This window comes from Streptomyces sp. NPDC053560 (genome assembly GCF_044544605.1).
In the GTDB taxonomy this organism is placed as follows: domain Bacteria; phylum Actinomycetota; class Actinomycetes; order Streptomycetales; family Streptomycetaceae; genus Streptomyces.
This window is the reverse complement of sequence record NZ_JBITXI010000001.1, coordinates 435,596-454,254: the sequence shown is the minus strand read 5'-3', so window position 1 is coordinate 454,254 and position 18,659 is coordinate 435,596. Positions and strand designations below refer to the sequence as shown.

General features: G+C 71.3%; 10 protein-coding genes and 2 pseudogenes. 7 read left to right on the top strand and 5 right to left on the bottom strand.

All coding sequences use genetic code 11. The features are described from left to right. Positions 1-25: 25 nt before the first annotated feature. From ACIGQF_RS02025 to ACIGQF_RS02015, 3 genes are all read right to left on the bottom strand, one after another. Positions 26-1,465: an amino acid permease gene (locus tag ACIGQF_RS02025; protein WP_399704201.1), complete on the bottom strand. Its 1,440-nt coding sequence runs from the start codon at positions 1,463-1,465 to the stop codon at positions 26-28. Next, positions 1,462-2,139, bottom strand: coding sequence for a FadR/GntR family transcriptional regulator (locus tag ACIGQF_RS02020; RefSeq protein ID WP_399704760.1), 678 nt, complete (start codon positions 2,137-2,139; stop codon positions 1,462-1,464). Before ACIGQF_RS02020 ends, ACIGQF_RS02025 begins: the two co-directional genes overlap by 4 nt. Positions 2,140-2,877: 738 nt before the next feature. After that, positions 2,878-5,490, bottom strand: coding sequence for an SCO7613 C-terminal domain-containing membrane protein (locus ACIGQF_RS02015; RefSeq protein ID WP_399704198.1), 2,613 nt, complete (start codon positions 5,488-5,490; stop codon positions 2,878-2,880). A 592-nt stretch (positions 5,491-6,082) separates the two neighbouring features. Here ACIGQF_RS02015 and ACIGQF_RS02010 point away from each other — a divergent pair. Next, complete coding sequence (locus tag ACIGQF_RS02010) at positions 6,083-6,259, top strand: response regulator transcription factor (protein ID WP_399704195.1); 177 nt, start codon at positions 6,083-6,085, stop codon at positions 6,257-6,259. A gap of 890 nt (positions 6,260-7,149) precedes the next feature. Here the strand turns inward: ACIGQF_RS02010 and ACIGQF_RS02005 are convergent. Next, positions 7,150-8,370, bottom strand: a complete 1,221-nt coding sequence (locus ACIGQF_RS02005; protein ID WP_399704193.1) for a metallophosphoesterase — start codon at positions 8,368-8,370, stop codon at positions 7,150-7,152. A 345-nt stretch (positions 8,371-8,715) separates the two neighbouring features. Beyond that, positions 8,716-9,000, bottom strand: a pseudogene (locus ACIGQF_RS02000) (restriction endonuclease); the annotation flags it as partial. A gap of 684 nt (positions 9,001-9,684) precedes the next feature. On the opposite strand from ACIGQF_RS02000, the gene ACIGQF_RS01995 reads away from it, so the two are divergent. From ACIGQF_RS01995 to asnB, 6 genes and pseudogenes are all read left to right on the top strand, one after another. Continuing rightward, the gene (locus ACIGQF_RS01995; RefSeq protein WP_399704192.1) at positions 9,685-11,163 is read left to right on the top strand and encodes a sugar transferase; all 1,479 of its coding nucleotides are present in this window, start codon (positions 9,685-9,687) and stop codon (positions 11,161-11,163) included. 124 nt (positions 11,164-11,287) lie between these two features. Further along, a complete protein-coding gene (locus tag ACIGQF_RS01990) occupies positions 11,288-12,607 on the top strand; it encodes a nucleotide sugar dehydrogenase (protein WP_399704189.1) in 1,320 nt (439 codons plus the stop codon). Next, positions 12,597-13,858: pseudogene (locus ACIGQF_RS01985) on the top strand (glycosyltransferase family 4 protein). Before ACIGQF_RS01990 ends, ACIGQF_RS01985 begins: the two are co-directional and overlap by 11 nt. Beyond that, positions 13,855-15,300, top strand: coding sequence for a Wzz/FepE/Etk N-terminal domain-containing protein (locus tag ACIGQF_RS01980; protein WP_399704187.1), 1,446 nt, complete (start codon positions 13,855-13,857; stop codon positions 15,298-15,300). Before ACIGQF_RS01985 ends, ACIGQF_RS01980 begins: the two are co-directional and overlap by 4 nt. Then, positions 15,297-16,703 carry a Wzz/FepE/Etk N-terminal domain-containing protein gene (locus ACIGQF_RS01975; RefSeq protein ID WP_399704184.1) on the top strand — a complete coding sequence of 469 codons (1,407 nt, stop codon included), beginning with the start codon at positions 15,297-15,299 and terminating at the stop codon, positions 16,701-16,703. Before ACIGQF_RS01980 ends, ACIGQF_RS01975 begins: the two co-directional genes overlap by 4 nt. 3 nt (positions 16,704-16,706) lie before the next feature. Further along, positions 16,707-18,641: an asparagine synthase (glutamine-hydrolyzing) gene (gene asnB, locus ACIGQF_RS01970; RefSeq protein ID WP_399704182.1), complete on the top strand. Its 1,935-nt coding sequence runs from the start codon at positions 16,707-16,709 to the stop codon at positions 18,639-18,641. Positions 18,642-18,659: the final 18 nt, after the last annotated feature.

The window sequence follows — 18,659 nt, the reverse complement described above, 5'->3', positions numbered from 1 at the left end:
CGGTTTGCCGTGACCGGTACGCGGGTCACGCGTCGGTCTCGGTGGAGGTACGCCCGATACGGCCACGGATGCCGTACCAGCCCGCGACCAGCGCTCCGATGATCAGCGGTAGGCACAGCACGGTGGTACGGCCGGCGCCGCCGTCGGCGTACATGAGGACCAGGACGGAGGCGAGGAAGGCCAGCGTCACGAGTTCGGTCCAGGGGGAACCGGGCAGCCGGAAGCCGGGGCGGGTCAGCTCGCCCTTCTGGGTCTTTTGCCAGAAGAGCAGATGACAGATCATGATCATGCCCCAGGTGGCGAGGATGCCGATCGCCGCGAAGTTGAGCACGATCTCGAACGCATCGGCGGGGACCACGTAGTTGAGGCCGACGCCGAGGACGCAGATGCCGCTGGTGAGCAGGATGCCGCCGTACGGCACCTGACTGCGGCTCATACGGGTGGTGAACCGCGGCGCCGAGCCGCTGACGGCCATGGAGCGCAGGATGCGCCCGGTGGAGTACAGGCCGGAGTTGAGCGAGGACATGGCCGCGGTGAGCACGACGAGGTTCATCACGCCGCCGGCCGCCGGGACGCCGATGCGGGACAGTACGGTCACGAAGGGGCTCTCGTCGGCGCTGTACGCGGTCCAGGGCAGCAGCATCGACAGCAGGACGACCGAGCCGACGTAGAAGAGGCCCACCCGCCACATGATCGAGTTGATCGCCTTCGGCATGATCTTCTCGGGGTTCTCGGTCTCCCCGGCCGCGACGCCGACCAGCTCGACGGAGGCGTACGCGAAGACGACGCCCTGGATGATCAGCAGCATGGGCAGCAGGCCGCCGGGGAAGATGCCGCCGTGGTCGGTGATCAGGGACGGGCCGGGTGTGGTGCCGTCGACCGGCTGCTGGGTGACCAGCAGGTAGATGCCGATACACATGAAGATCACCAGTGCGCCGACCTTGATGATGGCGAACCAGAACTCCAGTTCGCCGAAGATCCGCACCGAGATGAGGTTCACGGTGAGGACCACGGCCAGGGCGATGAGGGCGATCACCCACTGCGGGATGTCGGAGAACATGCCCCAGTAGTGGGTGTAGGTGGCCACGGCGGTGATGTCGGCGATGCCGGTGGTCGCCCAGTTGAGGAAGTACATCCAGCCCGCGGTGTACGCGCCCTTCTCGCCCATGAACTCCCGGGCGTAGGACACGAAGGCGCCGGAGGAGGGGCGGTACAGGACCAGTTCGCCGAGGGCCCGTACGACGAGGAAGGCGAACAGGCCGCAGACGGCGTACGCGATGAAGAGGGACGGTCCTGCGTCGGCGAGCCGGCCGCCGGCGCCGAGGAAGAGGCCGGTGCCGATGGCACCGCCGATGGCGATCATGTTGACGTGCCGGGACTTCAGGGACTTGCTGTAACCCGCGTCTCCGGCGTCGATGTGGCCGGACGAGGGGCGCGTCTCGTCTTTGAGATGCTGTTCGCTCACGCCTCGGGTCTGCCTTCCGTAGGTATGTCCGTACGTGTGGGGCGCACGATGTCGGTGAGGGTGGTGTCGACGCGGTCGAGATGGTGGGACATGGCCGCCACCGCGTCGCGCTCGGAACCGTCGATCAACGCCTCGACAATCGCCCGGTGCTCCTGGTTGGACCGCTCGCGCCGACCGCCCAGCTCGTTGAGGAACGCCGACTGACGCGCCAGCGCGTCGCGGATCTCCTCGATGACCCGGCGGAAGACCGGGTTCTGGGCCGCCTCGGCCACGGCGAGGTGGAAGAGGCTGTCCATCGCGACCCACGCGGTGGTGTCCGTCTCCCGCTCCATCCGGTCGAGGAGGTGGGACAGGTGATCCAGGTTTTCCGGGGTGCGGCGCAGTGCCGCGTACCCGGCGACCGGAATCTCGATGTGGCGGCGTACTTCCAGCAGGTCGCTGGCCGCGTAGTCGCCGAAGGTGGGGTCCTCGACGGTGGTCGCCACCACGAAGGTGCCCCTGCCGGTCCTGGAGACCGTCAGGCCCATGGTCTGCAGGGCCCGGAGGGCCTCGCGCAGTACGGGCCGGCTGACCTCCAGAGTGCGGCACAGCTCCGCTTCGGAGGGGAGCTTGTCGCCGATGGCGTAGTCGCCGCGTTCGATGGCGCCGCGGAGGTGGGCGAGCACCGCTTCCATCGCGCTGACGCGCCGCGGCACCCGGTCACCTGTCTGGCTGTCTGACAGGTTCATGGGGTGATCCTGCGGGCTGTGCGTCGGCGGTGTCAAGACGTGGATTCCCGGCAACGAAGAAGACGAGGAGCTACAGGTCACGCACCTCGGGCGAGGCCCGACCCGGTTCGGCCTGAATGACCACTCCGACGACCTTGGGCTCCGGCTGGGTCTGCGGCCGGTCCGCGATCTGTTTTGGTGGGGCGCTTCTGGGCTTGCGGGCGGCAGGCGCAGTGCTCACCGGATGCGCGCGAGCTTGGACAGCCCCAGAAACGGCTGGTCCGGGAGGTAGCCGATGTGCACGGGACCGGCAGACGGCCTCTTGGTCGGACGGACGCCGCGCGGAAAAGGTGGCCTCCCGCGCTCCACCGCGTCCTGGAGAAACTCGCGGACCGGTTCGAGCGCATTCTCGTCCCGCCCAAAGATCTCCACCGGCTGGCTGCAGTGGACTCGCGATGAGGCCAATCGGCAGGTTCGACCGTCGTTTCTCGCGTGACCAGGGTGCCGACTGAAGGCCGGTACTACAGCGCCCCTCGGGCGAGCCGGCGCCGGCACGGGCGGCGCTCGTAGTTGGGCTCGGGCGAGGCAGACGTTCGCGCGAGCGTGGAAGCCGGCAACGCAGCTGACCCGTACCGCGGCCACCGCTCAGTCCTTCAGCCGACGGCAGCGGGGGAGGGGCCGGGGACCGGTGCCGTCGTCGGAGGCTCACCCCATGTTGCCCACCGTGTCCCGCAGGCGCCGGGCCTCGTCGATCCGCTTTTCATAGGTGGCCCCGAGCAGCAGCAGGAGCAGCCCGGCCGCGGCCAGTGGCACCCAGCGGGGGAGGAGGCCGAGCACCTGGACCACGGTCGGGGCGAGTTCGTGGAGCCCGACCAGCACGAGTACACCGCCGCCGACGACCAGCGGTGCCTGCAGGCGCGTACGTACCCCGACAACAGTGCTGAGCAGGGCGGCCGCACCCAGGAGCAGCGGGCGCAGCCAGTTCTCGTCGGTCCACGTGGCGGCGAGGCCGGGAAGCAGGGTCGCGCTCAGCCCGGCGCCGTAGGCGGGCCAGGAGCCCGTTCCCGGGGTGCTCGTGCGGCGGCAGTAGCCGATGACCAGTGCGGCTGCCGTGACCGGCAGCGTGTACGCCTCGGGGGAGGCGATGCCCGCCAGTGCGAGGCGCACCCAAGAGAAGGCGATGAGCAGGGCCGTTCCGACGAGTGCGGCGCGGCGGCGGTCCGGGCGCAGTGCGGTGGCCAGGCCCGCGACCCCGGTTACGGCGAGGGCGAGACTCAGCGCGTCGGGGTGAGGGGCCGTCAAGACGATGGCCGTCGCCGCAAGGGCATACCCCGTACCTTCGACGGCCGTGGAGAGCTGATGGCGTCCGGGGGTCCGGTGCCAGAGGGCTGCGGCACAGGCGGAAGCGAGGGCGACCGCGAGTACCGCGAACGCGGTGACGTGCCAGGGCAGGCCGGCCGTGGTGCCGGACGCGACTGCCTCGACCCCCAGAGCGAGGACGGCGAAGCCGCCTGCGAGACGTGCCGTCGCGCGTTCGGCGGGCCGGGCGGCCGGAGCGGCCGGCGCCGAAAGGACGTGGGCGAGTACGACGGCCGACACGGCGAAGGTCCCCCACACTGCGAGCATGGCGGCCCGGTCGGCCCACGACCACAGCAGGGCGAGGGCGCCGGTGGCGGCCAGTACCAGGAGCCGCGGTACGAGCGCGGCCCCGGGCCGGCGCACGACGTCCACCCCTACGGCGACGGACGCCACGGCGGCGGCCGCCAGCACCCATCGGTACGGCAGTCCCAGCGCCACCGGCAGCAGGAGCAGCGCGGGGACGGCAATCAGCGCCAGGGCATTGTGCAGTGCGCTCGCCGGCCGGTCCGTGTGCCTGTCGCCGACGGCGCGGGCACGAAGTACGGCCATGGCGGCCGGCACGGAGACGAACAACCAGAGCACGACGAGCGGCGGAGCCGCGAGCTGCCAGCTCCACTGCGACGGGTGACCGACGAACCAGAGCGCCATACCGTGCGCGACGGGTTGGATGAGGGCGCGCGCGAGGTCCGGCAGCACCACAACACCGGTCAGCAGCAGGACGGCCGAGGCCGCGACCAGCTTTCCCACCGCAGCCCGAGCCTCGGTCACAGCTTCGGGTGGCGGCGCAAACGGCCCCGGTGGCCGGCCTTCGGGCCGCAGCGGACCGGGAGCGCCCGGCGTCCCCTCACCTCGCGCAGGCTTCGCCCACTGGCCGTTCCGTACCCAGGACACCGCAGCCCACACCGCGATGAGTGCCGCCGGTGCCGCGTACCCGGTCACGGCCCACCCCGAAGGCGTGATGCACCGCAAGCCGGCGCCGACGGCCACGATCAACGCCACGACGGCCACACCCTCGCCGCCGGAGCGCAGTGCGAACGGCAGTGCGCGGAAGCCGTAGCACAGCGCCGTACCCAGCAGCGTCAGCAGACCCAGCGGTACCCATGTCCGCACCACCTCGGCCGGCGACGCGGCGCTCACCGCGTGCGCCACCGCAAGCGTCCCGCCCAGCAGCGCCCATCCGCCGCCGACCGCCCGGGCCCCCGCGACCAGGATGGTGGCAGCCCGCTCGCTGCCCAGCCGATCGCGGAACTCGACGTGTCCGGCCGTGGCACGTGCCGTGAGCGCGTACAGGGCCGCGAAGTCCACCGCGGCCGTGGCGATCATCGCGGTCGCGTAGTCCTCGGCCGTTCCGCCCACGGCGGCGGTGGCCAGGAGGCCGGGCAACCGTGCCAACAGGAATCCCACGGGCAGTGGGAGCCGGAGCTGTTGCCACCAGCCGTAGGCCGCCGCTCCCACCGCCGTCAGAGCGGTGAGCGCTGCCCAGTACCCCTCCGTGCCGACGCGGTCCAGACCGCCGAGTCCCGCCTGCCGGGCCGCGTAGCCGTCCAGGAGTACCAGGGCGAGCCCCACCGCGGCCGACGCCTCGGCGGTGGCCGTCAGCTGCCGCCGCCGCAGCGGACGGGGCAGCGCGAGTGCGCAGCCGGTCAGCGCGAGCAGTACGGCGGCCCGCCCGCCGATGCCCAGCCGTCCCCAGCTCACCACGGTGAACACCAGCGCGGCCACGATTACCAGCACTCCGCCGACGAGCAACAGCGCGGTACGGGCGGACGGCGCGGAGATCTCCCGCCCCGAGGCGCCCGCCGCACCGCCGCCGCCCTCGCCCACGGGGACGGTCATCGGCATCCCCGCGGATGTGGCCACCGGCAGCTCCGTGGGCGCGTCCCGGCGTGCCCGCAGCGCGGCCAGCAACTCGCCGTGCCGCCGCGCCAGCCAATGCCTGCGTGCGTCCAGCGCACTCAACTCACCCGTGACCTGCCACAACGCGAAGGCATCCGGCCCGGTCAGGGGCAGTCGGCAACGGGCACACCGAACGGGCGGAGGCGGCCCCAGTGGCGTTCCGCAGTCCGGGCACCCCGGTGATTCCATGCGCATGGCGCGAGTATGCGGAGCCCTTTCGGCCAGGGGCATGAGTACCCATACTCAATGTCGCTGTCGCGCTGGTGCCCGAGGCAACGGCGAATCCTCCCGCCGTTGTGAATGCAGGGACGGTTCCGCCGCCTGGGTGGGGCCGCAGCGGGCGTCGCCTTCAGTCACGCACGAGCCCAATGGCGGGCGGCGTTCCACGGGACGGCTTCACCGGACTGCACCTGCGCCCCGAAACGCCCTGGTCCGAGGATGCAGACGGAACGGGCCCGGGCCGAGCGCGGTCGGCCCGGGCCCATTCCGTACGAGCCGCCTTCGGGATTTCGTCAGTGGAGTGCGGAGGGAGTGGGGGCGGCCGGTGACGGCTGTGCGGTCGTCGGTGCGCGTCCAGATCGTGCGCTGGGGGAAGGGGACCTCGATGGTGAAACGGGAGTTGCTCCAGACGATCGATGTACGTGCGGCTCGGCGCATGAGCAACCGTGCGATTGCCGAGACACTGGTGATCTCACCGCGCACGGTGGGCGGTCATGTCGAGCGCATCCTGGGCAAGCTCGGCTTCGCCTCCCGTGCCCAGGTCGCCTCGTGGGTCACCTCGCTCGACGAGGCCGGTGGCGACGCCGGTCCGTACCGTGCCCCGGCCTGCTGACACCTTGGCCCGGACACCGACGTCCGGACGGGCGCGGTGCGCCCGGACGGTCGCGCGGCGACGCCGAGCCGGCGCGTACTCGCGGACCCTGGAGCGCGGCTCAAGGCCACTGAACCCTTGGCCGCGAGGCCGTCGGTCTGGTCCTCCGCCCGCACCGCCGGTCCGTCGAGGCCGGTTCACCGAGGAGGACACACCAGCGGGAACGCCCTACGGCAGCGGCCGCTGTCCTAGCGCCCCCGCGCCGTCCGGTGCTGCGGCTGCGGGGGGCCGCCTGCTCGGCACCGTGCCCGCGGCCCGAATCCGGTCGCGGTCGTACGCCGTGCCGGAGATCCCGGCCGCGGTCGTCGCGCCGCGGTTCGCCGACATCTTCACCGGCAACGCGTACCAGAACGGCCTGCTGCCGGTCGTGGTCCCGGGGGCCGTCGTCGAGCGGCTGTGGGAGCCCCTGGAGCGGGAGCCGGCGACCACCGCCGAGGACCGGGCGGATCGCGCAGCACGCGTGACACAGCACGGGGACGGAGGGGAGCGGCGGTGCACCGGCAGCCGCTCGCGCCCGGCGCACCGGCTGGGCGCCAGTGGCGTCTCCCGAGGTGATGATGGTCAAGAGACGGGTGACCTGCGCTTTGACGAAAGCCGATTGCGCCGAGCCCTTCCCGGCGCCACACCTCGTGGACTTCCTTGCTTGCCAGCCTGCGGCTGCCTCAACGGAGCTTGGCGGACACGAACGCCGACAATCCTCGTCGGCAGGTACGGCTGAGCTTCCTCGGTCAGCGCAGCGAGCCGGGGCTTGACCCTTCACGACGGCCCCCACGCTGACACCATTGCCTTCTGCGGCAATGCACCGCTCGGCCCGTGGGCCTCTCCGAGCCGACGTGCCGGTCCGCCCAGTCCTACGCCGAGGGCGACTGCTGCGGGGAGCGGAGTACGAGCAGGGTGATCTCGCTGGGGGCGAAGATGCGGAAGGGTGGGCCCCAGAAGCCGGTGCCGCGGCTGGTGTAGAGGAGGGTGCGAGTGCCGTGGTGCGTGAGGCCGGCGAGGGCCGGCTGGTCGAGGCGGACCAAGTAGTGGAAGGGCCAGATCTGGCCGCCGTGGGTGTGGCCGGAGAGCTGGAGGTCGATGCCGTGGGCTGCCGCGCGGTCGATGAACTTGGGCTGGTGGGCGAGGAGGAGTACGGGGAGGTCGGGGTCGGCGCCGTGGAGGGCTCCGTCGAGGTGGGCGCGGTGGCCCGCCAGTCCTGAGGACTCGGCGGTGACGTCATCGACGCCGGCGACGACGAGGGTGTCACCGCCGCGTTCGAGCAGCAGATGGCGGTTGCGCAGCGGCTCCCAGCCCAGCTCGTCCATCAGGTCGACCCAGCCCTGGGCCTCGCTGTAGTACTCGTGATTGCCGGTGACGTAGACACGGGCCCGAGTCGCCTGCACGGTGCCCAGTGGGGCGGCCTGGGCGCGACGGCGTTCGGCCGTGCCGTCCGCGATGTCGCCGGTGTGGCAGACCAGGTCGGCTTCCAGGGTGTTCACCGTCTCGCAGACCCGTGCCGACCACCGGGTGCGGTCGAGCGGACCGTAGTGGGTGTCGGTGATCAGGACGACGCGGGTTCCGTCCAACCCTGCTCCCAGGCGCGGGAGTTGCACGTCGAGTCGGCGCACGCGTGGCACGCGCCGGGCCTCGGCGTACCCCCAGGCGAGCAGCACGGCGGTTACGCCGAGGACGGCCCAGGTGACGATGCGCGCCCGGTCCTGTCCGGCACCGACGCCGGCCACGGTCAGGGCGAGCCGCAGCAGGACGCCGAGTAGAACGGACCAGGTGAACAGGACCCACATGCTGCCCAGCAGCGTGTCACCGACGATCGCCGCCCGGTCCTGCTGGCGCCGCCCGTGGCCGCGCATCATCGCGAGCGGCATACCGATCAGGCCGAGGGCGAACAGCGTGGTGCCGATCAGTGTGACGGGGAGCGGCCAGTGCTGGCCGGTGTGCAGCAGAACCCAGCACGGCACGGCCCAGAGCAGAACGGGTGCGATCAGGGGGAGGTAGCGCATCAGGCGCCGCAGCCGACTCGGTGGTGCCTCTTGCGCTTCACTGGCGACGGATCCGGTGGTACTGGTCTCTGCCACGCTTCCCCTCCTGAGGTTCTGTCCGGCGGATCGTATCCGTAGCGGATGCGAGAGGTGGTGGCCACGGCACAGTCGTCGGACCAGCCACAGGCCCGTGGCCCCGACATGATCCGCCGCTCATGCCCTGACTCTGCTCCGGCCCCGAACCGCCGGAGACCTTTGGAGAGCCCATTGTCGGCTGCCGGGCAAGGGCCGCCCCGCCCCTCGTGCGTGGGACCGGTCCGCGAGTCTCGTGTTCCCGGGCGCGGTCGGTGCCTGGGCCACCTCGATTCCGTACTCCTCGACCAGGTCGACGTCCAGGTCGGCGTTGCGGTTCGCGGCCGCTTCGCGCCGGTCAGGGGTGCGGCCGAGGCGCCCGTTCAGGCCGTGGCGGCTCAGGAGGTCGACCAGTTCGGCGCCGGCGATGAGGGTCAGGGGTTTGCCGTTGGCGAAGGCGTGCGAGCCGGGCCCGAAAGCGGACGTGGTGATCAGTACGCCCTTGTTCGCGCCGGCGTCCTGGACCGTGCCGTAGAGATCACGCACGGCGCTCGGCGGCACGGTGTCGCGGTACCGCTTCACCTGCACGACGATCTTGCCGCCACGCATGGGGTCGGGGTCCAGCGCGTCCACGTCGACACCCCCGTCACCTGACGCTCGCTGCTGGCGCTCCTGCTCCCGCTGATGCTGCTCCCAGGCGTGGTGCTGGGCCTCCGCTTGACGCTGCTGGCGGCGCTGGACCTCCGCCCAGGTACCGATCAGCCCGGTGGAACGACGACTCATCCGCGCCCGGCCTCTCTGAGCCCCCCACAGGCTCCCCCTCGAACGTGGCGCCGAACGTCGTCATCACGTCCCGACCTGCCACAACCAACCCACTATGACCGGAAGTTGACGTGGCACGCATATGCCACGGTTCGCGAGAGATCTCTTGAGCGGGCGGCAACGCCTGTGGGTCGCCAGGTGGATCTTCGTGGCACACCCGTCACGTTCGTTACCACAGGTCACAGACATGGCCTCATCACCAACGTACCCGTGGGTGGTCACCGGTCCGTCACCGACCAGTTTCCCCGTCTCCAAATCTTGACCACAAATTCCACACATCTCTCTCTTCAGGCGGGTTCTGATGCTCTAGATTGACCGTGCTTCAGATGCTGTGACACGAAGCGACAAATGATGACTTGCAGGACGGTCGTTATGAGCGGCGGGCGACTGTGTCCCCGGCGCCGGATGTGAAGACGGCCGATTCTCGGGGGCTTGTGAGGGGGGCTTGGGGCGGGGGCCTCCCGAGGTGAGGAACGCGTTAGTCGATCACGTACCACTGGAAGCCGGGGGGTTTCTGTGCGGCAGGGGGGATTGGTCGGTCCTTTTCCGTGGGCGCGCGGGCGTCTGGCGGACGGAGCGGTCGGCGGACCGGTGAACGACTGGGAGCAGCGGTACCGGCGTACCGTGATCACCAGCGATACCGTGGCCACCGGCCTGGTCGTGGCAGCGATCGGCAACTTCTTCGGGGTCCGGGACGCGGCCAACTGGCATGAGAAGTGGGGGATTCTCGCCTTCGGCACCGAGCTGCTCGTGCTGGGCGCGCTTGCGGTGAGCCGGTCGTGGGCGCCGGCCGTGCTCGGCCAGGGTGCCGAGGAGTTCCGCCGGCTCGGACGCTCACTGTTCACGGCGACCGTCGTCCTCGCGCTCGGCGGGATCGCCCTCACCTCGCGCAACATCAAGCTCTGGATCTTCGTCGCGATCCCGGCGATCGCGCTCGTCACCATGACCGAGCGGTATCTGCTTCGCCTCCGGCTGCACAAGCAGCGGAACGGTGGACGGTGCCTGAGACCGGTGCTTGCTGCCGGGAGCCCGGACACCGTGCGCGACCTGATCAGCCGGACCCGCAAGTTCCCGCACCTCGGCTGGCGGGTGGAGGCGGTGTGCACGACGGACGGTCGCGGGCTCGACGGCGACCAGCTGGACGGAGTGCCGGTCGTGGGCCGGCTGACGGACGTCGCCAAGCACGTCCGCCACGACGGCTACCGGGTCGTCGCGGTCACACCGGACCCGCACTGGTCGCCGGACCGGCTGCAGCGGCTGGCCTGGAACCTCGAAGGCAGTGATGCCGAGATGGTCGTGGCGCCCGTGCTGATGGAGGTGGCGGGCCCGCGACTGCACGTCGACGCGGTGCTCGGGATACCGCTGCTGCGGGTCAGCATGCCGACCTTCACCGGGGGGCGCCGGGCGGTCAAAGAGGTCGTCGACCGGATGGGTGCGGCGCTCCTGTTGCTGCTTTTCGCGCCGCTGATGGTGCTCGTTGCGGTGCTCGTGCTCGCGGACAGCCGGGGTGGGGCGGTGTACCGCCAGCGCAGGGTCGGCAAGGACGGCCGCGAGTTCACCATTCTCAAGTTCCGCACCATGGTCACCGGGGCGCACGGGGCACGTGCCGAACTGGCCGACCGCAACGAGGGCGCAGGGCTGCTGTTCAAGGTCCGCCAGGATCCGCGGGTGACCCGGGTGGGAAAGGTGCTGCGCCGGTATTCACTCGATGAGCTGCCGCAGCTGTTCAACGTGCTCACCGGATCGATGTCGCTCGTCGGCCCGCGGCCCCCGCTACCGGAGGAGTGCGCCGCGTACGACCCGGACATCAGGCGGCGGCTGCTGGTCAAGCCCGGACTCACGGGGCTGTGGCAGATCAGCGGACGCAGCGACCTGCCGTGGGAAGAGGCGGTCCGCCTCGACCTGCGGTACGTGGAGGACTGGTCGCTCGCCCTGGACACGGTGATCTTGTGGAAGACGCTGCGTGCGGTGCTCCACGGACAGGGGGCCTACTGATGGCGCCTACGGACATGTGCGGGGGACGGCGACGTCGTACGGCCGGCGCGTGGAATGCAGGCCACCAGGGCCTGGCTTGGGGGACCGCAGGCCGCAAGGGCCTGAGTAGGGGGAGGGGCGAGGCATGAGAGTAAGCGTCTTCGGGCTCGGTTACGTGGGCTGTGTGTCGGCCGCGTGCCTGGCCAGCATGGGCCACGAGGTCATCGGGGTGGACGTGAACCAGGTGAAGGTCGACCTGGTCAACGACGGCAAGGCGCCGGTGGTCGAGGAGCGGATCGGCGAGCTGATCGCCGAGGTGGTGCGGACCGGAGCGTTACGCGCCACCGCGGACGTCCGCGAGGCGATCATGGGCAGTGAGGTGTCGCTGGTCTGCGTGGGCACGCCTTCGGAGCCCAACGGCAGCCTGTGCACCACGTATTTGGAGCGGGTCACCGAGCAGATCGGCGCCGCGCTGGCCGAGCGGGGCGGGCGGCAGACCGTTGTGTTCCGCAGCACGATGCTTCCCGGTACCTGCCTGAACCTGCTGGTACCGATCCTGGAGAAGTACGTCGGCGGCACGGCCGGGGCGGACTTCGGGGTCGCGGTCAACCCGGAGTTCCTGCGCGAGGGCACGAGCGTGCGGGACTTCTTCGCCCCGCCCAAGACCGTCATCGGCGAGCTCGACCCGGCGAGCGGCGACGCGGTGGCGGCGCTGTACGAGGGGCTGCCCGGCGAGGTGTTCCGGGTGCCGGTCCCGACGGCCGAGGCCATCAAGTACGCGGACAACGCGTTCCACGGTCTCAAGATCGGCTTCGCGAACGAGCTGGGCGCGGTGTGCCAGGCGCTCGGGGTGGACTCGCACCAGGTGATCGACGTGTTCCTCGCCGACCGCAAGCTGAACATCAGCCCCGCCTACCTGCGGCCCGGCTTCGCCTTCGGCGGCTCCTGCCTGCCCAAGGACCTGCGCAGCCTCGTTTACGCGGCGCGGCGGGCCGATGTCTCGGTTCCCATCCTTGCCCATGTGCTGCCCTCCAACGCCGATCATCTCCAGCGCGCGGTGGAGCTGGTCGAGCGCACCGGCAAGCGGCGGGTCGGTCTGTTCGGGCTGTCCTTCAAGCCCGGCACCGACGACCTGCGCGAGAGCCCGCTCGTCGAGCTGGCTGAGCGGCTCTTCGGCAAGGGCTACGACCTGAAGATCTACGACGCCAATGTGAGCCTCTCACGGCTGATCGGCGCGAACCGCGAGTACATCGAGACGCGGCTGCCGCACCTCGCGCAGCTGCTCGCGGACTCCGTCGAGGAGGTCGTCGACCACGCCGAGGTGTGCCTGGTCGGGACCAAGGATCCGGCCGTGCTGTCGGCGCTGCCCCACAGCGACGACGGTTCGGTGCTGATCGACCTCATCCGCCTTCCCGACGCCGAGGCGCGCCGGACCGAACCGGGGTACGTGGGCCTTGCTTGGTGATGTCAGTGACGAGCGACAGGGCCGGCGCGCGCTGATCCTGGTGGAGAACCTGTCGGTGCCGTTCGACCGGCGGGTGTGGCAGGAGTGCCTGACCCTGCGCGACGTGGGCTGGGACGTGCACGTCATCTGCCCGAAAGGCAGCAAGCGGGACACGGAGGCGGAGGCAGTGATCGACGGGGTGCGGATCCACCGCTACCCGTTGCGTGCCGCCACCGGAGGGCCGGCCGGATATCTGCGGGAGTACGGATCGGCGTTGTGGCACACGCTCCGGCTGGCCCGCAAGGTCGGCCCGGTCGATGTGGTCCACGCCTGCAACCCGCCCGACCTGCTGTTCCTGCCTGCGCTGTGGCTGAAGCGGCGCGGCGCGCGGTTCGTCTTCGACCAGCACGACCTGGTGCCCGAGCTGTACCTCTCCCGGTTCGGCCGGGGCAAGGACCTGCTCTACCGCGCCGTGTGCGCGCTGGAACGGCGGACCTACCGGGCCGCGGACATCGTGCTCGCCACGAACGAGAGCTACCGGGACGTCGCGCTGCGCCGCGGCGGCAAGCGGCCGGAGGACGTCTTCGTGGTGCGCAGTGCGCCCGCCGTCGACAGGTTCCAACCGGTGCCGCCCGAGCCGGAGTTGAAGCGCGGTAGGTCTCATCTGCTGTGCTACCTCGGCGTGATGGGGCCGCAGGACGGTGTCGACTACGCCTTGCGGGCCCTGGCGAAGCTCCGCGACGAGCTGGGGCGGACGGACTGGCATGCGGTGTTCGTCGGTGCCGGTGACGCCTTCGATGCGATGGTGGAGCTCTCCCGGCAGCTCGGGCTCTCCGAGCAGGTGCAGTTCACCGGGCGCATTCCGGACGCCGACCTGGTGCGCTACCTGTCCACCGCGGACGTGTGCCTCTCTCCCGACCCGCGCAATCCGCTGAACGACGTGTCGACCATGAACAAGGTCCTGGAGTACATGGCGATGGGCCGGCCGATCGTCTCGTTCGACCTGCGGGAGGCGCGCGTCTCCGCCGGTGACGCCGCCGTGTACGCGCCCGCCAACGACGAGGCCGCGTTCGCGAAGCTCATCGCGCTGCTGCTGGACGATCCGCAGCAGCGGGCCCGGATGGGCGAGATCGGCCAGGAGCGGATCAGCGGGCCGCTCTCCTGGCGGAACTCGCAGGCATCGCTGCTCGCCGCGTACGCCGCTGCGTGCCGCGACCACGCTTCGGCGTCGGCTGCGACCCGGTCCGGACGGGGCGGAGAGCACGGCGTTGAACGATGACACGATCCGCCTGGTCACGATCGGGCGCATACTCCGCCGGCGCTGGCGGCTGCTCGCCGTCCTCACCGTGGTGGGCGCGCTCGCCGGCTTCGGCACCTCGGTGGTGTTTCCGCCGCGCTACACGGCGTCGGCACCGGTACTGCTGCCCGGGCAGTGGGAAGAGCGCGAGCTGCTGACCCAGGTGGACATCGCGACCAGCTCGTCGGTGGTCGACCTCGCGGCCGCCAAGCTCGGCTGGCGGGACATCAGCCGCGACGAGCTGCGCGAGCGGGTGACCGCCAAGGCCGCCGACGGGAACATCATCACGATCTCGGGTACGGCCGACACCCCGGCACGCGCCCAGCAGCTCGCCGACGAGCTCGCCCGGCAGTTCGTCGGATTCGCCACGCGGATCGCCGGCGGCAGCACCGACCCCGACGCGGCTACGGGGACCGAGGCGCTGCGGCAGAAGGTGGTCGAGACCAACCGCCGCATCACCGACCTGGCCGATGCGGCCGACCCGGGGCGGACCGTGGAGAGCGTGCAGGCCCGTACCTCGCTCGAAAAGCTGCGTACCTCCCTGGAGGAGGCCATGACGAAGCTCGACGAGGCCGACCCGGCGAACGACAAGGCCGGCATGGTCGTCATGGGCCAGGCGGCCCGGCCGACCGGTGCGGCGCCGCCCACGAGGACGCACCTCATCGTCACCGGGGCGCTGCTGTTCTTCCTGCTCGCGGTCATCGGCCACCTCGTCGCCGTACGGATGAACCGCCGGCTGCGTACCGAAGCGGAGATCACCACTGCGCTGGGCTCGGCGCTCCTCGGCACCGTTGACGTACCTGTCGATGAGCTCGGCGACGTACGCGCGGAACGGCGTGCGCACCGGTCGGAAGGCCGTGTCCCGTGGGCCCGGGTTCGCCGCCTCCTCGGCATCGACGCCCGGTGGGACGTGTCGGCCCCGCAGCGCTCCGGTGACGAGGCCGGCAGGCGGATCCGCTACCGGCGGGTGTGCGCCCGCCTCCTGGACGAGCTGCCGGCGCCCCGGCGGCTTCTCGTGGTCGTACCGGACGGCGACGAGATCGCCCTCCGGGCCGCCGGACAGCTCGCCGCCGAGGCCGAGGGGGCCCCTTTCCCCACCTCTTCGAGCACGGGCTACCTCGCCTCTTCGAGCAGCGGATATCCCATGCTGCGGGTGGTGGAGGTGGCGGTGGACCGGCCGATCGTGCCGGACCGCGACACCGAGTCCGGTGCCCTGGTCGTCCTCAGTGCGGGCAGCTGGACCGCGGAGGAGCTCGCCGGCCTCGCCGAGGCGTGCGCGGACGCCAGGCACGAGGTCGTCGGCATCGTCGTCGCAGACCCGGTCCGGGCCCGTCCGACGCGGTCTGCCGGCGATCTGCCGGACAACGCCGCTCCGGCGCTCGCGGTGCGCGGTCACGCGGCGGGAGGTTCGGTGTGACGACGAGTACGAATGAGGAGTCGCCGGCCGCCGCTCCACTGATCGACCTGCAGGGGCTCGTGGCGGCGGTGCGCAGACGCCGCCGCTTCTGGTGGTCCCTGGCGCTGCTGGGACTGCTGGCCGGCGCGGCGGTGGCGGTCCTGCTGCCCCCGCCGCCGAGCGCGGTGACCAAGGTGCTGGTAGCGCACCGGGAGGACCAGCCGAACGACACCGGCACGCTGATCCGTACCGATGTCGCGGTGCTGGGGACCTCGCGGATCGCCGGCAAGGCCCTGCGGTCCCTCAAGTCCTCGGACAGGCCGGAGGACTTCATGGAGGACTACCGGGGTACCGGCGTGACCAACAATCTGCTGCAGATCGATGTGACGGGTGACAGTGACGCGGAAGCGGTGGCCCGGGCCGAGGCGCTGGCCGATGCGTTCATCGCTGACCATGTGAAGCGGATGCGGGAGTCCGCGAACGCCGAGGCCAAGGCCCTGGACGACCAGCGCGACCGCATGCGGGACGAGCTCGCCGAGGTCAACAAGGCGATCGGCGGCCGGTCGCCGGAGGGCGACCCGGAAGCACCGGCGAGCACCGAGTCGCTCTTCGCCCGCCGGGCCGAGCTCACATCGCGGATCGCCGATTACGGCCAGCGCGCCGAGGAGGCGCGCATCGGCACGCCCCGGGTCGTCGCCGGCACGCAGATCGTGGACGCCCCGCGCGCGGTGCGGCACTCCCTGCCCAAGGCCGCTGCCACCGACGGCGCGATCGGGCTCGTCCTCGGCCTCGTCCTCGGACTCGCGCTGGCCGCGGTCGGCGCGGTGGTGGCGGACCGCCCCGTGCTGCGCCGGGACATCGCGGCGAACCTGGGTGCCTCGGTCATCGCGGAGCTGCCCCGCCGGCCGGGCAGGCGGTGGCAGCGCCGACGGACCCGCGCGGCCCGCGAGCGCCTCACCACGACCCTGGCCCGCACCGTGCGCGGCTCCGCCGAACCGGTGTCGCTGCTGGAACTGGGCAGCGCGCGCAGCACGAGCGTGCTCGCCGCGGACCTCACCGGGGCACTGGGCGCTGAGGGGCCGGTGGTCGGCGTCGGCTCCGTGGCGCCCGGTACGGCGTGGACGGACCTCCCGTACCTCGGCGGCCGGACCGTACTGGTCGTGCGGGCCGGGCACGGCTGTGCCGCATGGCTGCACACCGTGGCGCGGCAGCTCGCGGACCAGCGCATTGCGGTGATCGGTGTGGTGCTGATCGACCCCGATCCGCGTGACCGGACCGACGGCACGCTGTGGGACGGGCTGCACATCGCGCTGCGGGGCCACGGCGAGCGGTCGGCCCGGTGGAGCGGTGGGGGGCGGCACCGGTCGGAACGGCTGCCGATGCCGGCCGCACGAGTCCCGGACAACGATCAGGAGGCGCGGTAGCCCATGTGTGGCATCGCAGGTACTTACCGATGGCCGGACGGCAAGATCGTGACCGATCGGCTCACCGACACCCTCGCCCACCGCGGCCCGGACGGCGCAGGCCGGTACAGCCACTCCGCCGGTGACGGCGAAGTGGACCTCGGGCACCGCCGGCTCGCCATCCTCGACCTGTCCGGGACCGGCGCCCAGCCGATGGTCTCGGGCGGCCTCGCCCTGACGTACAACGGCGAGCTGTACAACGCGCCCGAGCTGCGTGCCGAACTGGCGGCCGCCGGGGTGCGCTTCCGCGGCACCTCCGACACCGAGGTGCTGCTGGAGGCCTGGCGGCGCTGGGGCACGGACTGCCTGCCCCGGCTGCGCGGCATGTTCGCGTTCGGCATCTTCGACGAGCGAACCGGTGAACTGGTGCTTGTGCGCGACCAGTTGGGCATCAAGCCGCTGTTCCTGCTGCGGCGTGGTGAGGGGCTGGTGTTCGCCTCCGAGCTCAAGGCGCTGGCCACCGCCACCGGTGAGTCGCTGGAGGTGGACCACGCGGCGCTGGTGGCCTCGCTCCTCTACTACTGGGTGCCGGACTCGCGCTGCGCGTTCCGCGAGGCGGAGAAGCTGCCGCCGGGAAGCTGGATGAAATTCCGGCCCGACGGCCGGGTGGAGCGCGGCCGGTACTGGAACCTGAAGGACGTCGCCGCCGAGGGGCAGGAGCGGGCCCGCAGCGGCGAGCAGCCGGACCTGGCCGCCATCGTCGAGGAGTCGACGCGGCGCCACCTGCTCTCCGACGTACCCGTGGCGACCTTCCTCTCCGGCGGCCTCGACTCCAGCTGGCTGACCGCGCTGGCGGCCCGCCACCAGCCCGGCATCTCCGCCTACACGATCGGATTCCGCGCCGAGGACGCCAAGTTCGAGGCGATGCCCGACGACCTGCGCTATGCCCGGCAGGTGGCCGAGCGGTTCGGCGTCGACCTGCACGAGATCGAGATCGCCCCGAACGTGCTCGACCTGCTGCCGCGGATGACGTACCACCTGGACGAGCCGATCGGCGACCCCGCCGCGATCAATACCTTCCTGATCTGTTCGGCAGCGCGCGAGGCCGGGGTCAAGGTGATGCTCTCGGGGATGGGCGCCGACGAGCTGTTCGCCGGGTACCGCAAGCACGTGGCCAACCTGCTCGCGCTGCGTTACCAGCGTGTCCCGCGCCCACTGCGGCGCGGTGTGTCCGGGGTCGTGGACCGGCTGCCGGTCGCCTCGGCCCGCCGCGGGTACCGGTCGGTGCGCTTCGCGAAGCGGTTCCTCTCCTTCGCCGACCTGCCGGAGGAGACCGCGTTCCGGCGCAGCTACACCATGTACGACCAGGACGAGCTGCTCGCGCTGGTCGATCCGGACCTGGCCGGGACGGTCGACGACGTGCTGACCGAGCATGCGGACGTCTACCGGGACAACGGCCTCGACGACTTCGTCAACCGGATGTGCCTGGGCGACGCCCGGATGTTCCTGCCGGGGCTGAACCTCACGTACACGGACCGGTCGAGCATGGCAGCTTCGACCGAGGTGCGGGTGCCGTACGTGGACGTCGAGGTGGTCAGGGCGGCGTTCGCCGTGCCGGGGGACCGCAAGATCGTCGGACGGCAGGGCAAGGCCGTCCTCAAGGAGGCGGCCACCTCGATCCTGCCCCGGGAGATCGTGTACCGGCCCAAGGGCCTGTTCAGCGCCCCGCTGCGGGCCTGGATGAGCCGGGACCTGGCACCGCTGGTGCGCGAGGTGGTCAATGACGGAGAGCTCGTACGGTCCGGGTTCCTGCGCCGTGGCGCACTGGCGCGCATGGCCGCCGAGGACGCCGCCGGGCAGCGGGACTTCTCCAAGCATCTGTGGCACGTACTGACCCTCGAGTACTGGTATCGCGACGCGACCTCTGGGTCCGGCCAGAGCACTCGGTCAACGGCTTAGGCAATTCAGAGGAGTTCG

Bases quoted from the DNA above. Each gene is read 5' to 3' on its own strand.
- ACIGQF_RS02020 (WP_399704760.1), bottom strand. From the start codon at position 2,139: ATGGAAGCGGTGCTCGCCCACCTCCGCGGCGCCATCGAACGCGGCGAC.
- ACIGQF_RS01990 (WP_399704189.1), top strand. From the start codon at position 11,288: ATGAGAGTAAGCGTCTTCGGGCTCGGTTACGTGGGCTGTGTGTCGGCC.
- asnB (WP_399704182.1), top strand. From the start codon at position 16,707: ATGTGTGGCATCGCAGGTACTTACCGATGGCCGGACGGCAAGATCGTG.
- ACIGQF_RS02010 (WP_399704195.1), top strand. From the start codon at position 6,083: ATGAGCAACCGTGCGATTGCCGAGACACTGGTGATCTCACCGCGCACG.